The organism is Saccharibacillus sp. CPCC 101409, assembly GCF_030518235.1.
Taxonomy (GTDB): Bacteria; Bacillota; Bacilli; order Paenibacillales; family Paenibacillaceae; genus Saccharibacillus.
This window is the reverse complement of the sequence record NZ_JAULSA010000001.1, coordinates 528,955-545,258: the sequence shown is the minus strand read 5'-3', so window position 1 is coordinate 545,258 and position 16,304 is coordinate 528,955. Positions and strand designations below refer to the sequence as shown.

Annotated in this window: 12 protein-coding genes; 3 read left to right on the top strand and 9 right to left on the bottom strand. The window is 59.6% G+C overall.

Features of this window, described 5'->3' with window-relative positions; translation table 11 throughout:
• Window positions 1-138: 138 nt before the first annotated feature.
• Window positions 139-2,103, top strand: coding sequence for an ABC-F family ATP-binding cassette domain-containing protein (locus QWJ34_RS02265; protein WP_302725423.1), 1,965 nt, complete (start codon window positions 139-141; stop codon window positions 2,101-2,103).
• Window positions 2,104-2,797: 694 nt separating this feature from the next.
• Here QWJ34_RS02265 and tsaD read toward each other — a convergent pair.
• The 4 genes from tsaD to tsaE are packed head-to-tail and all read right to left on the bottom strand — an operon-like array spanning window position 2,798 to window position 5,719.
• On the bottom strand, window positions 2,798-3,877 hold the full coding sequence (gene tsaD / locus QWJ34_RS02260) for a tRNA (adenosine(37)-N6)-threonylcarbamoyltransferase complex transferase subunit TsaD (protein ID WP_302725422.1): 1,080 nt from the start codon (window positions 3,875-3,877) through the stop codon (window positions 2,798-2,800).
• A gap of 5 nt (window positions 3,878-3,882) precedes the next feature.
• Window positions 3,883-4,410: a ribosomal protein S18-alanine N-acetyltransferase gene (gene rimI, locus QWJ34_RS02255; protein WP_302725421.1), complete on the bottom strand. Its 528-nt coding sequence runs from the start codon at window positions 4,408-4,410 to the stop codon at window positions 3,883-3,885.
• Between the two features lie 36 nt (window positions 4,411-4,446).
• Window positions 4,447-5,241: a tRNA (adenosine(37)-N6)-threonylcarbamoyltransferase complex dimerization subunit type 1 TsaB gene (gene tsaB / locus QWJ34_RS02250; protein WP_302725420.1), complete on the bottom strand. Its 795-nt coding sequence runs from the start codon at window positions 5,239-5,241 to the stop codon at window positions 4,447-4,449.
• Window positions 5,242-5,263: 22 nt separating this feature from the next.
• Entirely contained in the window at window positions 5,264-5,719 is a 456-nt protein-coding gene (gene tsaE / locus QWJ34_RS02245) for a tRNA (adenosine(37)-N6)-threonylcarbamoyltransferase complex ATPase subunit type 1 TsaE (protein ID WP_302725829.1), read from the bottom strand.
• Window positions 5,720-5,909: 190 nt separating this feature from the next.
• Here tsaE and QWJ34_RS02240 point away from each other — a divergent pair, with 190 nt between their 5' ends.
• A complete protein-coding gene (locus QWJ34_RS02240; RefSeq protein ID WP_302725419.1) occupies window positions 5,910-7,139 on the top strand; it encodes an MFS transporter in 1,230 nt (409 codons plus the stop codon).
• Between the two features lie 120 nt (window positions 7,140-7,259).
• Here QWJ34_RS02240 and QWJ34_RS02235 read toward each other — a convergent pair whose 3' ends face one another.
• From QWJ34_RS02235 to QWJ34_RS02220, 4 genes are all read right to left on the bottom strand, one after another.
• Entirely contained in the window at window positions 7,260-8,045 is a 786-nt protein-coding gene (locus tag QWJ34_RS02235; RefSeq protein ID WP_302725418.1) for an ABC transporter permease, read from the bottom strand.
• Window positions 8,038-8,991: an ABC transporter ATP-binding protein gene (locus QWJ34_RS02230; RefSeq protein ID WP_302725417.1), complete on the bottom strand. Its 954-nt coding sequence runs from the start codon at window positions 8,989-8,991 to the stop codon at window positions 8,038-8,040. Before QWJ34_RS02230 ends, QWJ34_RS02235 begins: the two co-directional genes overlap by 8 nt.
• Window positions 8,992-9,155: 164 nt before the next feature.
• Window positions 9,156-13,748, bottom strand: coding sequence for a glutamate synthase large subunit (gltB, locus tag QWJ34_RS02225; RefSeq protein WP_302725416.1), 4,593 nt, complete (start codon window positions 13,746-13,748; stop codon window positions 9,156-9,158).
• A 494-nt stretch (window positions 13,749-14,242) separates the two neighbouring features.
• On the bottom strand, window positions 14,243-14,824 hold the full coding sequence (locus QWJ34_RS02220; RefSeq protein ID WP_302725415.1) for a TetR/AcrR family transcriptional regulator: 582 nt from the start codon (window positions 14,822-14,824) through the stop codon (window positions 14,243-14,245).
• A 277-nt stretch (window positions 14,825-15,101) separates the two neighbouring features.
• On the opposite strand from QWJ34_RS02220, the gene QWJ34_RS02215 reads away from it, so the two are divergent.
• Window positions 15,102-15,464 (top strand): hypothetical protein, encoded by a 363-nt coding sequence (locus tag QWJ34_RS02215; protein ID WP_302725414.1) that lies wholly within the window; start codon window positions 15,102-15,104, stop codon window positions 15,462-15,464.
• On the opposite strand, the gene QWJ34_RS02210 is transcribed toward QWJ34_RS02215, so the two are convergent.
• Window positions 15,461-16,144 (bottom strand): metal-dependent hydrolase, encoded by a 684-nt coding sequence (locus QWJ34_RS02210; RefSeq protein WP_302725413.1) that lies wholly within the window; start codon window positions 16,142-16,144, stop codon window positions 15,461-15,463. The genes QWJ34_RS02215 and QWJ34_RS02210 overlap by 4 nt on opposite strands.
• Window positions 16,145-16,304: the final 160 nt, after the last annotated feature.

Below are 16,304 nucleotides of genomic sequence, written 5' to 3'. Positions count from 1 at the left end.
ACCACCGGAACGGGGAGCCCAAAGGGCCGAAAGACTTTTTTACGCAAAAAACGCCTCCGGCCTTTTGGCTTTTCCTCTCTACTAATGTAGAATAAAAACACATCAGACCCTATAAAAAGCACGGAGGATTCGAATACTATGCTGCTGCAAGCAACGGGAATCGCAAAAAGATACGGCGTCCAGAGTATTCTGGAAGGCATTACGTTTCAAATCCTGGAACGCGAGCGGATCGGTCTCGTCGGCGTCAACGGCGCGGGCAAATCGACGCTGCTCAAGATTCTGGCCGGCGAAATGTCGCACGACGACGGTCAGATTTTTAAAAACAAAGAAACGACGATCGGCTACCTGGCGCAAAACAGCGGGCTGCAGTCGGACCGGACCATCCAGGAAGAAATGCTGGACGTGTTCGCCGACCTGCTGGAAACCGAGAAAGAAATCCGCGAAATGGAAGCCCGGATCACCACCGGTTCGGCGCATTCGGAGAACGACAAGGAGTACCAGGACCTGCTTAACCGCTACGCCACGCGTTCGGACTGGTTCCGCGACCGCGGCGGCTACGAGATCGGCACGAAGATCCGCAGCATCCTGCACGGGATGGGCTTCGGCGATTTTGCGCCCGAAACGGTCGTCTCCACGCTCAGCGGCGGACAGCGGACGCGTCTGGCTCTTGCAAAGATGCTGCTCCGGGCGCCCGATCTGCTGATGCTCGACGAACCGACCAACCATCTGGATATCGAAACGCTGACCTGGCTGGAAGATTATCTGCGCGGCTACGAAGGCGGTCTGCTGATCGTGTCCCACGACCGGTACTTCCTGGACAAAACGGTCACCGCCATTGTGGAGATCGAACGCCACCGGGCGCGCCGCTACACCGGCAACTACAGCCGTTACACCGAGCTCAAAGCCGCGGAGTACGAAGCGAATTTGAAGCAGTACGAGAAGCAGCAGGGCGAGATCGCGAAAATGGAGGCGTTTATCCAGCAAAATATCGTCCGCGCCTCCACAACCAAACGAGCCCAGAGCCGGCGCAAAGCGCTGGAGAAAATGGACAGGCTCGACCGGCCGGCCGGCGATTTGAAGCGCGCGAATTTCTCGTTTCAAGCGGCGTATACGTCGGGCAAAGACGTGCTGCACATCGATCGCCTCGCCGCTTCCTATGATGGAAACGACCCGCTGTTCCGCAACGTTTCGTTCGCGCTGAACCGGGGGGAGACCGTCGCGCTGATCGGCCCGAACGGCGTCGGCAAGTCCACCCTGCTCAAGACGCTGATCGGCCAGCACAAACCGGACGAAGGCCGTTTGAACTGGGGCGCCAAAGTCCAGATCGGCTACTACGACCAGGAGCAGGGCAATCTGAATCCGCAAAATACGGTTCTCGAAGAGCTGTGGAGCGCTTATCCGCATATGGAAGAAGCGCGCATTCGCAGCGTACTGGGCAGCTTCCTGTTCAGCGGCGAGGACGTGCTCAAGAAAATCGCGGCACTCAGCGGCGGCGAAAAAGCGCGCGTCTCGCTCGCCAAGCTGATGCTGCTCGAAGCCAACACGCTTATTCTCGACGAACCGACCAACCACCTGGATCTGTACAGCAAAGAAGTGCTGGAAGCGGCGCTGATCGATTTCGACGGCACGCTGCTGTTTATTTCGCACGACCGCTATTTCCTGAACAAGATGGCCGAACGCGTCGTCGAATTGAGCGCGGACGGCATCGGCAATTTCCTGGGCAATTACGACGACTATGTAGAGAAAAAGCAGGAGCTTGAAGAAATGGCGCTGGAAGCGGCGGCTTTCGGCGGCGGCGCGAGCGGCAAAGCCCGGGATGCGGCCAAAGCGGATTCCGTCGAAGAATCGCGCGGCGCGCAGAACTCGTTCGAGGAAAGCAAACAGGCCAAGCGCGAAGAGCGCAGCCGCCAGCGCCGTATGGAACAGCTCGAGACGCTGATCGCGGAGCTTGAAAGCGCGGTGGCCGCGCTTGAGCTGGAGTTGACTTTACCGGAAATTTACGAGGATTATATGGCGATCCAGGAGCGGCAGACGCAAATTGACGAGAACAAGACGCAGCTCGCGGCCGCTTACGACGAATGGGAATCGCTCGCGGCGGAATAATTTTTTTGTCAAGATCGTTTTTCACATATCCTTGTTATCCACTGACTTATCCACAAATCTACAGCTTCAACCGCTCTCTCGCCGGCCTTAAGGGCCGGTTTTTTTCGGCGCAAACCGCCTTTTCACAATTTAAACCAATATTATCCACCTTATTATCCACATTATCCACAGATTTCGACTTAGGATTTTGAAAGAGCTATCCCCTTTTGCAGGGAAAAGAAAGACGGCGTTCCGCGCGGGTTTGGAGTGTTTACCCACAATCCGAAGGGGATATGTGGATAAGTTTATTCAGGGATTGACAAACGGGAGTCAACGCTGCGTTAAATCTCTTTTCGCTTTCGTTTGTTGATTTTACTTGCGGATGATGGACGGTTTACAATCTTTGTAACGCAAAAAACCGGCCTGTATGGCCGGTTAGAATGTCGAGAAAGTCACGCAGACGGGAGAAGCGAGTCGACTCCGAGAGAAATTCGTTCCAGTCGCGTGTTGAAATTGAGAAATGGAATTGAATTCTAGCGGAATTTTCTCAATTTCAAAGGCGACCGCTATCAGCATATGCTTCCGAAGTAACTTTCTTCGAAAGTTTGTACCTCCACTGAATTTCTCTCTCCGCCGTCTCACTTCCAGTCACGTTAGACTGTCTCGACACATTGACCGGCCTGTATGGCCGGTTTTTATTTTTCTTGAGCCCCGATCACAGCGGCGCTTGTTCCCGGACCGACCAGCCTTCCAGCGACAGCCCCGGTTCGCCTTTGATGGACAGATCGCTCAGTTCGCCGCGTTTCCATTTGACATAGGCGGCGGCGCCGATCATCGCGGCGTTGTCGGTGCAGTACTTCATCGGCGGAATCAGCAGTTCGATGTCTTCGGCTTCGCAGCGCGCCGTAAGTTCCGCGCGCAGTCCGCCGTTTGCGGCGACGCCGCCGCACAGCAGCAGCTGCTTCGCGCCGTACTGGCGCATCGCGCGTACCGCTTTGCCGACCAGCACCTCGACGACGGATTCCTGGAAGCCGCGCGCGATGCCGCCCGTATCGACTTCCTCGCCTTTCATCCGGCTCTGGTTGACCAGATTCAGCACCGCCGACTTGAGTCCGCTGAGGCTGAAATCGTACGAACCTTCTTCCAGCCAGACCCGCGGCAGCGGCACAACCGTTTCCGACGCCTGCGCCGCCCGGTCCACATGCGGACCGCCCGGATACGGAAACCCGAGCGCGCGCGCCACTTTGTCGTACGCTTCGCCGACCGCGTCGTCGCGCGTCCGGCCGACCACTTCGAACCGGCCTTCGCTTTCCATCCGCACGATCTCCGTATGTCCGCCGGAGACGACCAGCGCGATCGCGGGATATTCGATCTCCGCGATCAGGCGGTTGGCGTAAATATGACCCGCGATATGATGCGTGCCGATCAGCGGCTTGTCCAGCGCGAACGCCAGCGCTTTGGCCGCCATAATGCCGACCAGCAGCGCGCCGACCAGCCCCGGCCCTTCCGTGACCGCGATCGCCGAAAGCCGATCCGGCGCAAGCCCCGATTCTTCGATCGCCTGCTGCATCAGCAGCGTGATGCACTCCACATGCTGGCGCGAAGCCACTTCGGGAACGACTCCGCCAAACGCTTTATGCGTTTCAATCTGGCTGGCGACCAGATTGACCAGAACTTCTTGTCCGTCCTTGACGATGGCGACCGACGTTTCGTCGCAGCTCGTTTCCACGGCCAGGATATAAGCCGGCGCGAGCTCCGCGCCGGCTTCGTTCTTGCTCTGCATTGCCTTGTTCATGCTTGTTACACGCTTCCTTCCGTATCTTCGGCCGCGAGCGGACGATGTTCAAGATCGATCCACATAATCACGGCGTCTTCGTTGTTGTCGGAATAATAGCCTTTGCGGATGCCCACCTCGCGGAATCCCATCTTGTCGTACAGGCTGCGGGCAACGGCGTTGCTGACCCGCACTTCGAGCGTCGCGCGTTCAAGTCCCAGCGCGGCCGCCGTATCCAGCAGTTCGGACAGCAGCCGCTCGCCGAGTTTGCGTCCCCGATAAGCCGTGCGAACGGCGATATTCGTAATATGCGCTTCTTCGACCACCGTCCACATGCCGGCGTAACCGGCCGGCGCTCCGTCCACTTCCATAATCAGATAGCGGGCGAAATGATTCAGCGTCATCTCGCTGCGGAACGCCTGCTCGGTCCACGGCAGCGAGAACGATTCGTGCTCGATGACCATTACGTCCGGCACGTCTTCGAGCCGCATGGGACGAAAACGGACGGACGGCATGTCCGCGGGCTGCTGCGGCCCTGTTTCTCTATGCTGCATGTGTTGCGGCCCCCTTTTGGTGTAAATGCCCTGAAATCAGCTGCGGCCGCGAAGCAGATTGGCTTCCGCTTCGGTCACCTGCGTGTAGTTCGGCAGCAGTCCGTGCGCGTCTGCCGCTTTCCCTTCGGCCAGAAGCCGGCCGCCGAGACGCCCGATCCAGCGCCCTTCCGCTTCGCAGTCGCGCAGCAGTACCCGCTCCGGCGGCAGCCCGGCCGCTTCGGCCAGCCCGCGCAGCGCTTCTTCGTGCTTGGCGGTCTCGCCCGTGAACAGCACGAACGCCGGCCGGTCGGCGGGCGGCAGTTCGCGGATACGCTCCGCGATCCGGGCCGTCCATTGATCCACAAGCAGAATGGCGTCTTCCGCCAGACGCTCCGGCGCGGCATCGCCGCCGGCCGAAGCATCGGCCGCGAACAGCGCCGTATACGCCTGTCCGCGCCGCGCGTCGACGAGCGGCACGACCCAGCCGCGGCCTGCGGGCGCTTCCGCTTCCAGGCCCGTCAGCGCCTGCGCTTCCAGGCTCGATACCGCCGCGACCGGCACGTTCAGCGACCAGGCCAGCGTTTTCGCCGTGGTAACGGCGATGCGTACGCCCGTATACGATCCGGGCCCGATGCCGACGGCGATTCCGGCCAGCTTTCTTCTGTCCGTGCCGGACTCTTCCAGCGCCCGCCGGATCTCCGGCAGCAGATTGACCGAATGATTGCGCTCCGCCGGGTTGTTCGATTCGTACAGCACCCGGTTCTGTTCCAGCACCGCCACGGCCTGCGCCGCGCTCGACGTATCGAGCGCCAGCAGCCGGCCGGACGTTTCTTGTTGAGGTTTGTTCATCATTCCGCCTGCTCTCCATTCCTTTTCACTTGCTGTATTTCCATTGTTCGATCCAGCCGGCATACGGTTCCCCGATCCCTTCGCAGCGGAACTTCCGGCTGTCGGCGTCCAGGCTCTCGATATAAAGGCCGAGACGACTCCCGGGCAGCAGATCGGCGATGATCGAAGCCCATTCCACGATACAGACCCCTTCTCCTTCGAAATACTCGTCCAGTCCCAGCTCGTCCGCTTCGCCTTGCGTGATCCGGTAGACATCCATATGATAAAAAGGAATCCGGCCTTCGTATTCTTTAATCAGCGTAAATGTAGGGCTGTTGACGACGCCCGGCACGCCCAGCGCCGCGGCGAAGCCCTGCGAGAATTTCGTTTTGCCAGCGCCAAGATCGCCGTCCAGCGCGATAACCGTTCCCGGCTGCGCCAAACCGGCAAAATGCCGCGCCAGACGTTCCGTGTCGCTTTCGCTGCGCGATACCCATTCCATCTCTGCGGTCCGTTGCTGCACGCCTGCTTTCACCTTCGTTCCCATGGATTTGTTGCGATCGAATATCGTCGCTTCCGATCTATTCGTTCATTATAGCTCAATTTGTCCGGCTTCAAAACCACGCGTTTCGCTCCGCGCTTGACAGATGCGATATACTGGTCTACAGACCGAATAAGACAAGGAGAATTCCATGAATCCAGCACCGTCTTCCCTTTCTCTTCCCGGCGGCGGGCCGGAAGCGAAAGAACGCTTTCCGCTTGCGCTGCTATCGCTTACACTCGGCGCGTTCGCGATCGGCATGACCGAGTTCGTCATTATGGGCCTGCTGCCCAATGTCGCCCGAGACCTGAACGTTTCGATTCCCCGGGCCGGCCAGCTGATTACCGGCTACGCGCTCGGCGTGGCCGTCGGCGCGCCGCTGCTGACGATCCTGACGCATCGCCTGCCGCAGAAAAAGCTGCTGCTTCTGCTGATGCTGATCTTTATCCTCGGCAACCTGGCCGGCGTCTTTGCGCCGACCTACGGCGTATTGATGGCTTCCCGGCTGCTGACCGCGCTGGCGCACGGCACGTTTCTCGGCTCGGGTTCGATTATCGCGACCCGGCTGGTGCGGCCCGAGAAAAGGGCGGGCGCCGTCTCGCTCGTGCTGATGGGATTGACCGTCGCCAATATCGTCGGCGTCCCGTTCGGCACGTTCGTCGGGCAGCAGCTCGGCTGGCGCGCCTCGTTCGGAGCGATCGCGGCGATCGGCCTGCTCTCGCTGATCGGCATCGCGATCCTGATCCCGGTCTTGTCCGGCGGCAAATCGGCGGGGCTCGCCCACGAAGTGCGCGGCGTGCTCAATCCCCGCGTGCTGCTGACGCTGGCCGCCGGAGCGCTGGGCTGCGGCAGTTTGTTCACCGTCTTCACGTATATCACGCCGCTGCTTACCGGCGTATCGGGCTTTGCCGAAAGCTCCGTCACCTGGATTCTGGTGCTGTTCGGTATCGGGGTGACGCTCGGCAACGTGATCGGCGGCCGGCTGGCCGACTGGAAGCTGATGCCTTCGCTGATCGTGAACTTCGCGGTGCTGACCGCCGTGCTGGCGCTGCTGACGATCGCGCTGCCGGGCAAAGTGACCGCGGTCGCCGCCGTTTTTGTCTGGGGCATCGCCGCGTTCGGCATCCTGCCCGGCATCCAGGTGCGGGTCATCAACCTGGCGCACGAAGCGCCGATGCTTGCGGCCACCTCGAATCACTCGGCGCTCAACCTGGGCAACGCCGGAGGCGCTTTTCTCGGCGGCTGGGTGATCGACCATCTGGGTCTGGGTCCTCTTCCGCTGGTCGGCGCGGCCGTAACGGCGATCGGCCTTGCGCTGACGATTGCCGGCTATGTCTGGGACCGCGGCCGCCGCGCCGACGGTACCGGCTCCGCCGTTTAACGCAGCAGCTCCCGACGAATGCCGCGCCGCAAAATGCAGCAGCCCGTTCGCTTTTCCCTTCTGTACGAGGGCAAGCGAACGGGCTGTTTGTCTTTTACGTTTGCATTTTTACACGGTTATTCAGGCGGCGACGTCGCGTTTGCGGAACACATACACCCCGACGATCAGGAAAACGACGAAATAAACCGCGAGCACGCCCAGCGAGAATCCGAGCGAAGTCACGCCGTAGTCGCCCTGCGGATTGCCCGCATATTGATTCAGGTCGGTATTCGCGAACAGCAGATACCGGCCGATCGCGTATTTGGACGGATCGACCAATTGGGTCACGATACCGCCCATAAACATGAACACAACCGTCAAAGCCAGCGCCAGCATATTGCTGCGGAACGCGGCCGACAGCATAAAGGCCAACGTCACGTAAACCACGCTTGCGATCAGCCGGTACAAAATATTCGTCCAGATTTCCTGAATATCGGCGGACGACGCGGTCAGCGCAATCCCGTCCGCTTCGCCTCCGCCGCCCAGCAGCAGAAACGAAGAAAGCGTGCCCAGCCCGAAAAAAAACGCGTACACCGCAAGCAGGAACAGCAGCACCGCCGCATACTTGGCAAACAGGATCTTGGTCCGGCTCCACGGCCGGATCAGCAGCATTTTCACCGTGCCGCGCGAGAATTCGCCGGCGACCGAATCGGCCGCGATCGACGCCGCGAATACGGTCAGCAGGAAGCTGAGCAGCGTAAGCACGCCCATGCCGGCCCACATGCCGATCTTGTCCGCGCCGCCCAGCCGCGCCAGCATCGGCACCCCGAACGCCGCAATCAGCAGAATCGCAAACATGATCCAGGTCCGCGCCCGGATATAAATTTTGATATTTTCGTTATGTATCAGCTTCAGATAGTCAGACAATCGTTCCGCCTCCCGTCATTTCGAGGAATTGGTCTTCCAGCGAGCGCTTGATCGTCCGTATGCCATAGACCGGGATGCCCGCTTCCACCAGCCGCGCGTTGATCGCCGCCGATTGTTCGCGATCCGCTTGGACGATCAGCAGCCCGTCGCGCACGGCGCCGACGCCCAGCTTCTCCGCCGCGAGCGCGGGATCGCCCACATCGAACGCCACCTCGTGCACCGACGCCGCGGCTTCCGCGCCGTTCAGTTTCCGCACGTCGATCAGTTTGCCGCCCTGGATAATCGCCACCGTATCGCACATCAGCTCCATTTCGGACAGCAGGTGGCTGGATACGAATACCGTCGTCCCTTCGCGCCGCGTCAATTCCCGCAGATAGTCGCGAAGCTCGCGAATGCCCTGCGGATCGAGTCCGTTGGTCGGCTCGTCGAGAATCAGCAGCTTGGGCCGGTGCAGAATCGCCTGCGCGACGCCGAGCCGCTGGCGCATGCCGAGCGAGTAGGTGCGCACTTTGTCCCGGATGCGTCCTTTGAGTCCGATAAAGTCCACCACTTCGTCGATCCGCGCTTTGGAAATATCCGGGCGCATGCGGGCGTACTGCATCAGGTTGGCGTAACCGCTCATATACCCGTACATCTCCGGATTCTCGACGATCGCGCCCACCGGGGCGACGGCCCGTTCGAAATCGCGCGAAATGCTGCTGCCGCAGATTCGGATATCGCCTTCGCTGATCGCCATCAGGCCGACCATCATGCGGATCGTCGTCGTTTTGCCCGAGCCGTTCGGTCCAAGGAAGCCGAATACCTGCCCCGGCGCAATATCCAGCGTCAGCCCGTCGATAATCGTTTTCCCGCCGATTCGCTTGGTGACGTTCTCGAAGCGGACGACAGGTGCTCCGGACGTCTCCGCTCCGACAGACTTGTCCAGCCGGTCGCTTATCGTATCCATGAGTTCCCCTCCAAATTCATGTCATTTTTCCCTTTATGTGCTTACGTTTACCCAATCATTGTAGCGGAGTTTGCGGGAATAGCCAAATCGCGCTTAGCAAAAAGAGGCAGAAGCCGCTACTTTCCCGGCTCTGCCTCCTGTTTCTTATTTGATTTCCGGACGCTTTAGCCCCCGGTGCGCGCCAGTTCGCGCATATTGGCTTCGAATGCCGCAAGCAGCGCGTCTTCGCCGGTCAGGCCGGTCGATTCCGCTTTTTCGATCTGTTCCAGCATCCGCTTGTAATCTTTCGGAATGACGCGGACAAATCGCGCGGACGTCTGCTCCCAGCCGTCGAGAATCAGCTTCGCGACGCCGCTGCCGGTGTAATCGGCGTGGCGCTGGATCATATCGCGGACTTCTTCTTTCTCCACTCCGCTTTCCAGCGGCTCCAGCAGCACCATTTCCAGGTTGCAGCGGCTGACGAAATCGCCCGCTCCGTCGTAGACGTAAGCGACGCCGCCGGACATGCCCGCCGCGAAGTTGCGGCCCGTCGTGCCCAGCACGACGACGCGTCCGCCGGTCATGTATTCGCAGCCGTGGTCGCCCGTGCCTTCGACGACGACTTTGGCGCCGGAGTTGCGGACCGCGAAGCGCTCGCCGGCGATGCCGCTCACATACGCTTCGCCGCCGGTCGCTCCGTAGAACGCCGTATTGCCGATAATGATGTTTTCCTCGGACTTGAACGTCGCTTTCGGGTCCGGCTTCACGATGATCCTGCCGCCGGAAAGGCCTTTGCCGACATAGTCGTTGGAATCGCCCGTGACTTCGATCGTGATGCCCTTCGGCACGAACGCGCCCAGACTCTGGCCGGCGGAGCCGGAGAAGCCCAGCTTGATCGTGTCTTCCGGCAGGCCGGCAGCCCCGTATTTGCGGGTGACTTCGCTGCCGAGAATCGTGCCGGCCGCGCGGTCCACGTTCGTGATCTTGAACTGCGCTTCGACGCGTTCGCCGCGTTCCAGCGCCGGAGCGGCCGCGGTCAGCAGTTCGCGCATATCGAGCGTGTGTTCCAGACCGTGGTTCTGGGTCTGCGAACGGAACGGCGTGCTGCCGTGCGGAAGCTCGGGCGTATGCAGCAGCGGCGTCAGATCGAGGCCCTGCTTCTTCCAGTGATGCGAAGCGTCGATCGCGTCCAGGCAGTCGGTGCGTCCGACCATCTCCTGCACGGTGCGGAAGCCGAGTTCCGCCATCAGCTCGCGCAGATCTTCGGCGACGAACTTCATGAAGTTGACCACATGGTCCGGGTCGCCCATAAAGTTCTTGCGCAGCTCCGGATTCTGCGTCGCGACGCCGACCGGACAGGTATCCATTTGACAGACTCTCATCATGATACAGCCCACGGCGATCAAAGGCGCGGTCGAGAAGCCGTACTCCTCGGCTCCGAGCAGCGCGGCGACGGCCAGGTCGCGGCCGGACAGCATCTTGCCGTCGGTTTCCAGCACGACGCGGTCGCGCAGATTGTTGAGGATCAGCGTCTGGTGCGTTTCGGCCAGGCCGAGTTCCCACGGCATGCCCGCGTGACGGATCGAGCCCTGCGGCGAAGCGCCGGTGCCGCCGTCGTAACCGCTGACGAGGATGATGTCGGCGCGTCCCTTGGCGACGCCCGCCGCGATTGTGCCGACGCCCACTTCGGATACCAGTTTCACGTTGATATCCGCGCGCGGGTTGGCGTTCTTCAGATCGTAGATCAGCTCCGCCAGATCCTCGATCGAATAGATATCGTGGTGCGGCGGAGGCGAGATCAGGCCCACGCCAGGCGTCGAGCCGCGCACTTCCGCAACCCACGGATACACTTTGCGGCCCGGCAGCTGTCCGCCTTCGCCCGGCTTCGCGCCCTGGGCCATCTTGATCTGGATCTCGTCGGCGTTGATCAGATAGTTCGACGTGACGCCGAAGCGTCCCGACGCTACCTGCTTGATCGCGCTGCGGCGGGAATCGCCGTTCGCGTCCGGAATAAAGCGCGCCGGATCTTCGCCGCCTTCGCCGGTATTGCTCTTGCCGCCGATCCGGTTCATGCCGATCGCCAGCGCTTCGTGCGCTTCCTTGCTGATCGAGCCGAACGACATCGCGCCGGTCTTGAACCGCTTCATGATGCTTTCGGCCGGTTCGACTTCGGCCAGCGGCACCGGTTCGCCCGCCGGCTTGAGGTGCAGCATGGAACGCAGCGTCATATGCTGCTTGTTCTCGCCCTCGACAAGACGGGCGTATTTCTTGTACGTCGCATAATCGCCCGTGCGCACCGCCTGCTGAAGCAGGTGGATCGTTTGCGGGTTAAACAAATGTTCTTCGCCGTCGCTGCGCCACTGGTATTCGCCCCCGGAATCCAGCACTTTGTCGATGCCTTCTTTGTCCGAGAACGCCCGGTTGTGCTGAAGCAGCGTATCGAACGCGATTTCTTCGAGACCGATGCCGCCGATCCGCGAAGGCGTCCAGGTGAAGTAGCGGTCCACGAACTCGCTTTTGAGACCGACCGCTTCGAAGATCTGCGCGCCGCGGTACGACTGGATCGTGGAGATGCCCATTTTGGACAGAATCTTCACGACGCCTTTGGTTGCGCCTTTGATAAAGTTCTTGACCGCTTTCTCGTGCGAGATGCCTCTCAGCATGCCCTGCGCGATCATGTCTTTGAGCGTCTCGAACGCCAGATACGGGTTGACGGCGCTGATGCCGTAACCGATTAGCAGCGCGAAATGGTGCACGTCTCGCGGTTCGCCCGATTCGAGCAGCAGCGTGACTTTGGTCCGGGTGCCCTGGCGGATCAAATGGTGGTGCATGGTCGACACGGCCAGCAGCGCCGGAATCGCCGCGTTCTCGCGGTCCACGCCTTTGTCGGACAGGATCAGGATATTATGCCCTTTGTCGATAACCCGGTCCGCCGCTTTGCACATCTCGTCCAGCGCCGTGCGCAGTCCTTCCGCGCCGCTCGCCGCTTCGAAGAAGATCGGGATCGTCATCGCGCGGAAGCCCGGACGATGGCGGTGCACATGGCGAATCTTGGCAAAATCTTCGTTGGACAGCACCGGCGTGTCCAGGCCGATCATGCGGCAGCTTTCCGGTTCCGGCAGCAGCAGATTGCGTTCCGCGCCGATCGCGGTCGAAGCCGAAGTGACGATCTCTTCGCGCAGCGCGTCGATCGGCGGATTGGTCACCTGCGCGAACATCTGCTTGAAGTAGTTGTACAAACGCTGCGGCTTGTCCGACAGGACCGCCAGCGGCGCGTCGTAGCCCATCGAGCCCGTAGCTTCGATCCCGGTGGAGGCGATCGGCTCGATCACTTTGCGCAGTTCCTCGAACGTATAACCGAAAGCCAACTGGAGCTGGGTGACGTTCTCGTGCTTCGGCGCCGGCGGTTCCTGCGCGTCCGGCAGCTCGCTCAGATTGATCATATGCTCGTCAAGCCAGCTGCGGTACGGATGCTCCGCCGCGATCTGGCCTTTGACTTCCTCGTCGGAGATGATGCGGCCCTGCTTGGTGTCGATCAGCAGCATCCGGCCCGGACGCAGGCGGTCTTTATACAGGATGTCTTCCGGCGCCACGTCGAGCACGCCTACTTCGGAGGACAGGATAATCGTATCGTCCTTCGTGACGTAATAGCGCGCCGGACGCAGTCCGTTGCGGTCGAGAATCGCGCCGATCTGCACGCCGTCGCTGAACGCCATTGCGGCCGGACCGTCCCACGGTTCCATCAGACAGCTGTGATATTCATAGAAAGCTTTTTTCGTATCGTCCATCGTTTCGTGGTTGCTCCACGGCTCCGGCACCATCATCATCGCCACATGCGGCAGCGAACGTCCGCTCAGGTACAGGAATTCGAATGTGTTGTCGAACATCGCGGTATCCGAACCGTCGGGGTTGATCACCGGCTTCACTTTGTCCAGATCTTCGCCGAACACTTCGCTCTCGAACAGCGCCTGGCGGGCGTGCATCCAGTTCACGTTGCCGCGCATCGTGTTGATCTCGCCGTTGTGGATCATAAAGCGGTACGGGTGGGCGCGATCCCAGCTCGGGAACGTGTTCGTGCTGAAACGCGAGTGGATCAGCGCGATCGCCGAAGCCAGCCGCTCGTCGCGCAGGTCCGGGTAGAACTGCCCGACCTGGGCGGTGGTCAGCATGCCTTTGTAGACGATCTTGCGGCTCGACAAGCTCGGGATGTAGAACGATTCCGCGCCTTCGCCTTCCGCGTAGCGGATCGACATTTCGGCCAGGCGGCGAATGACGTACAATTTGCGTTCAAAAGCCAGATCGTCGCTGCCGTTTACTTTGCCGCGGCCGATAAACACCTGGCGCACGCACGGTTTGGCCGCTTTGGCGGAGTGGCCCAGCGTGCTGTCGTCGGTCGGAACGGTGCGGAAGCCCAGCAGTTTCTGGCCTTCGGCTTCGACGATCTCGCCCAGCAGGTACTCGTGGCGGGAACGGATCTTGTCGTCGGTGGACAGGAACAACATCCCTACGCCGTAATCCCCTTCGGCCGGCAGCTTGAAGCCCAGATCCTGCGACGCGAAGAAATCGTGCGGAAGCTGCAGCATGATGCCAGCTCCGTCGCCGGAGTTGGGCTCGCTGCCCTGTCCGCCCCGGTGTTCCATATTCTCGAGCATGGTGAGGCCGCGGCTGACGATATCGTGCGCGGGCGTTCCTTTGATATTGGCGATAAAGCCCATCCCGCAGGCGTCTTTTTCGAACTGCGGATCGTATAGACCCTGTTTCGGAGGCAATCCAGTCATTTCACCAAACAACCTTTCTATAATGAAATCGTTCGTCCCGGCTGGAAACAACAGGCGCGTGCTGCGGCAGGCGAAAAGCGTCGAATATAAGAGAACAGACTCCTTTTCGTGCCCCGCGGGACGTTCGCGGGAACCGAGAAGCAGTCTTCCACATCCCGTATCGGCGCAGGGCTGCGGCTTGGCGGCTCTAACGCTTCGAATGCGGGTTCGCAGTTGGATTTTAGTTTCCCCATTTTAACATTCACCTGACACGGCGTGCAATTTAAATCTTTTATCTGCCCGATAAGAGTTCTTTTTGCGGCAAAGCATTAGCGCATTGATGCGTCGGCCCGGAACTTTGCTTCCTCGTCCGTTTCGACACCGGGGGCATGAGTTTGAGTCATTATACGATAAAAAAACCGCCTTGCCTACGGGTCAGCCGATTTATCCAAGCAATGATGCAAAATGTGCAAAAAGAGCCCGCTTCCCGGCAGGCTCGTCGTTCATCGGTATGTTTAAGGCGCCGCGGCGAACCCCTGGGTCAGGAACGTAAACATATGCCGCTTCAGTTCTTCTTTGTTCATCGGCGGATGGTGCATCTCCCATTCCCCGGTCAGCGCGATAAACAGCTTGAGCATGCCGAACGCGATCACCTCCGTATTGCCTTCGCGGATCGAGCCTTTGCTCATCGAGTCGCCGATCAGTTTTTCCAGAAACGCCAGCACGACGCTCTCGACTTTGAACAGCGCGGCTTTGGCCTGCGGCGTGCCGATATCGCGCAGCTCCTGGGACAGCTTCAGGAACAGCTCGTGCTCCTCGCGGAATTCCAGGATCGCGTCCAGCGCGTGATACACGTTTTCGAAAAAAGGGCGCTCCGGACGGATCTCCGCTTCGGCGCGTCTGCGCAGTTCGCGGATCGCTTCGAGCAGAATCTCGTCGAACAGTTCTTCTTTGTTTTCGAAAAAGGTGTAGATGGTTCCTTTGCCTACATTGGCGATCTTGGCAACCTGGTCCATCGTGGTGGCTTTGTACCCGAACAGCGCGAAAGACTGGGCGGCCGCTTGCAGCACTTGTTCCCGGCGGTCGACAACAGCCATATTTTCCCCCTCCAATTCTTCTATGACCAAAAGTAGAAAACGATTACTCGTTCTTGTTCAATAGATCACAAGTTGTTTTAAGCTTAACGGTTCTATAAGACTATTCTAACCGATGTCAGCCTGCAAGCAAACGGGAAAGCGCGATTCAGCTTTTTTAAAGTCCTGTTCGCAGGAGCTATAGAGGCTGCGGAGAAAATTCGTTAGCGTAGGCTTTCGAGGTGACTTTCTCCGAAAGTCTTTAGGTCGCTTGTTGAAATCGGGAAGAACTGATTAGATTATGGTGGAATCTTCCCGATTTCAAAGGCGAACGCTAACAGCATATGCTTCCGAAGTGACTTTCTTCGAAAATCTTTACTTCACTGAATTTTCTCCTCCGCTTATTCGCTTCGATGTAAATCTGACTTCTTTAGTGCGCGATGACTTTCTTCGAAAGTCTGTAGCTTATGCTTCCGAAGCGACTTTCTTCAAAGGTCTTTACGCCGGGTCTTTTCCACGCACTCTTTCCTCGCTCTGCCCTGAACGTCTGTCCGCAGGCTGGAGCGGTTTCGGGTTCCACAAAAAACCGCGCCGGGCGGCCTGGGCTTTCGCTTCGGCGGCTGGCGCGGTCGGGGTTCCAATAGGTAACGCTTGGTTTGTTTAGACTTCGAGGCTTTCGCGGTTCTTGAGCGCGATGCCTTCGATGCCGTCTTCTTTCAATTTGGCGCAAAAAGCGTCAGCGTCCTGTTCGATCGCCGGGAACGTGTTGTAGTGCAGCGGCAGCACTTTGGGGGCTCCGATCCACTTGGCGGCGATGGCCGCGTCGTCCGGGCCCATGGTGAAGAAATCGCCGATCGGCAGCGCCGCGATATCGATCTTGTTCAGTTCGCCGATGATCTTCATATCGCCGAACAGCGCGGTGTCGCCGGCATGATACAGCGTTTTGCCGCCCATCGTCAGCAGGATGCCCGCGGGCTCGCCGCCGTAGATGACCCGGTCGCCCACAGTCAGCGAAGAGCTGTGGAACGCCAGGGTGTACTTGACCTTGAATCCGTCGAACTCGTGCGAGCCGCCGATATTCATTCCGTGCGCCGTCACGTCGTGCTCCAGGCAGTAGTTCGCCAGCTCGACCGGCGCGATGATCGGACAATCGTTGTTCTTCGCAATGCCGATACAGTCGCCGAAATGGTCGCCGTGGGCATGCGTCAGCAGCACCGCGTCGACTTTGATGTCCGACGGCTTGACGCCGGAATTCGGATTGCCGGTCAGAAACGGGTCGATGATAACGGATTTGCCTCCGCCCTCCACCAGCAGCGCGGAATGGCCCAGATACGTAATTTTCATAAACGAACAGCTCCCTTCGCATTCATGGACAAAGTGGTATCTGTCATGTACCGAATTAACTTGTGTATACGGCTTTCGCTTCATTATAACGCGTGAAAGTATGTATACCAAATTCATGCCGCGTTCGCTGGGAAAGGGCTCCGGATTTCGTTTGGATGAA

What these genes read in the sequence shown, in the direction of transcription:
- QWJ34_RS02265 (WP_302725423.1), top strand. Translation starts at nt 139, where the DNA reads ATGCTGCTGCAAGCAACGGGAATCGCAAAAAGATACGGCGTCCAGAGT.
- tsaD (WP_302725422.1), bottom strand. Translation starts at nt 3,877, where the DNA reads ATGAACAAGGCAATGCAGAGCAAGAACGAAGCCGGCGCGGAGCTCGCG.
- rimI (WP_302725421.1), bottom strand. Translation starts at nt 4,410, where the DNA reads ATGCAGCATAGAGAAACAGGGCCGCAGCAGCCCGCGGACATGCCGTCC.
- tsaB (WP_302725420.1), bottom strand. Translation starts at nt 5,241, where the DNA reads ATGATGAACAAACCTCAACAAGAAACGTCCGGCCGGCTGCTGGCGCTC.
- tsaE (WP_302725829.1), bottom strand. Translation starts at nt 5,719, where the DNA reads ATGGAATGGGTATCGCGCAGCGAAAGCGACACGGAACGTCTGGCGCGG.
- QWJ34_RS02240 (WP_302725419.1), top strand. Translation starts at nt 5,910, where the DNA reads ATGAATCCAGCACCGTCTTCCCTTTCTCTTCCCGGCGGCGGGCCGGAA.
- QWJ34_RS02230 (WP_302725417.1), bottom strand. Translation starts at nt 8,991, where the DNA reads ATGGATACGATAAGCGACCGGCTGGACAAGTCTGTCGGAGCGGAGACG.
- gltB (WP_302725416.1), bottom strand. Translation starts at nt 13,748, where the DNA reads ATGACTGGATTGCCTCCGAAACAGGGTCTATACGATCCGCAGTTCGAA.
- QWJ34_RS02220 (WP_302725415.1), bottom strand. Translation starts at nt 14,824, where the DNA reads ATGGCTGTTGTCGACCGCCGGGAACAAGTGCTGCAAGCGGCCGCCCAG.
- QWJ34_RS02215 (WP_302725414.1), top strand. Translation starts at nt 15,102, where the DNA reads ATGGTGGAATCTTCCCGATTTCAAAGGCGAACGCTAACAGCATATGCT.
- QWJ34_RS02210 (WP_302725413.1), bottom strand. Translation starts at nt 16,144, where the DNA reads ATGAAAATTACGTATCTGGGCCATTCCGCGCTGCTGGTGGAGGGCGGA.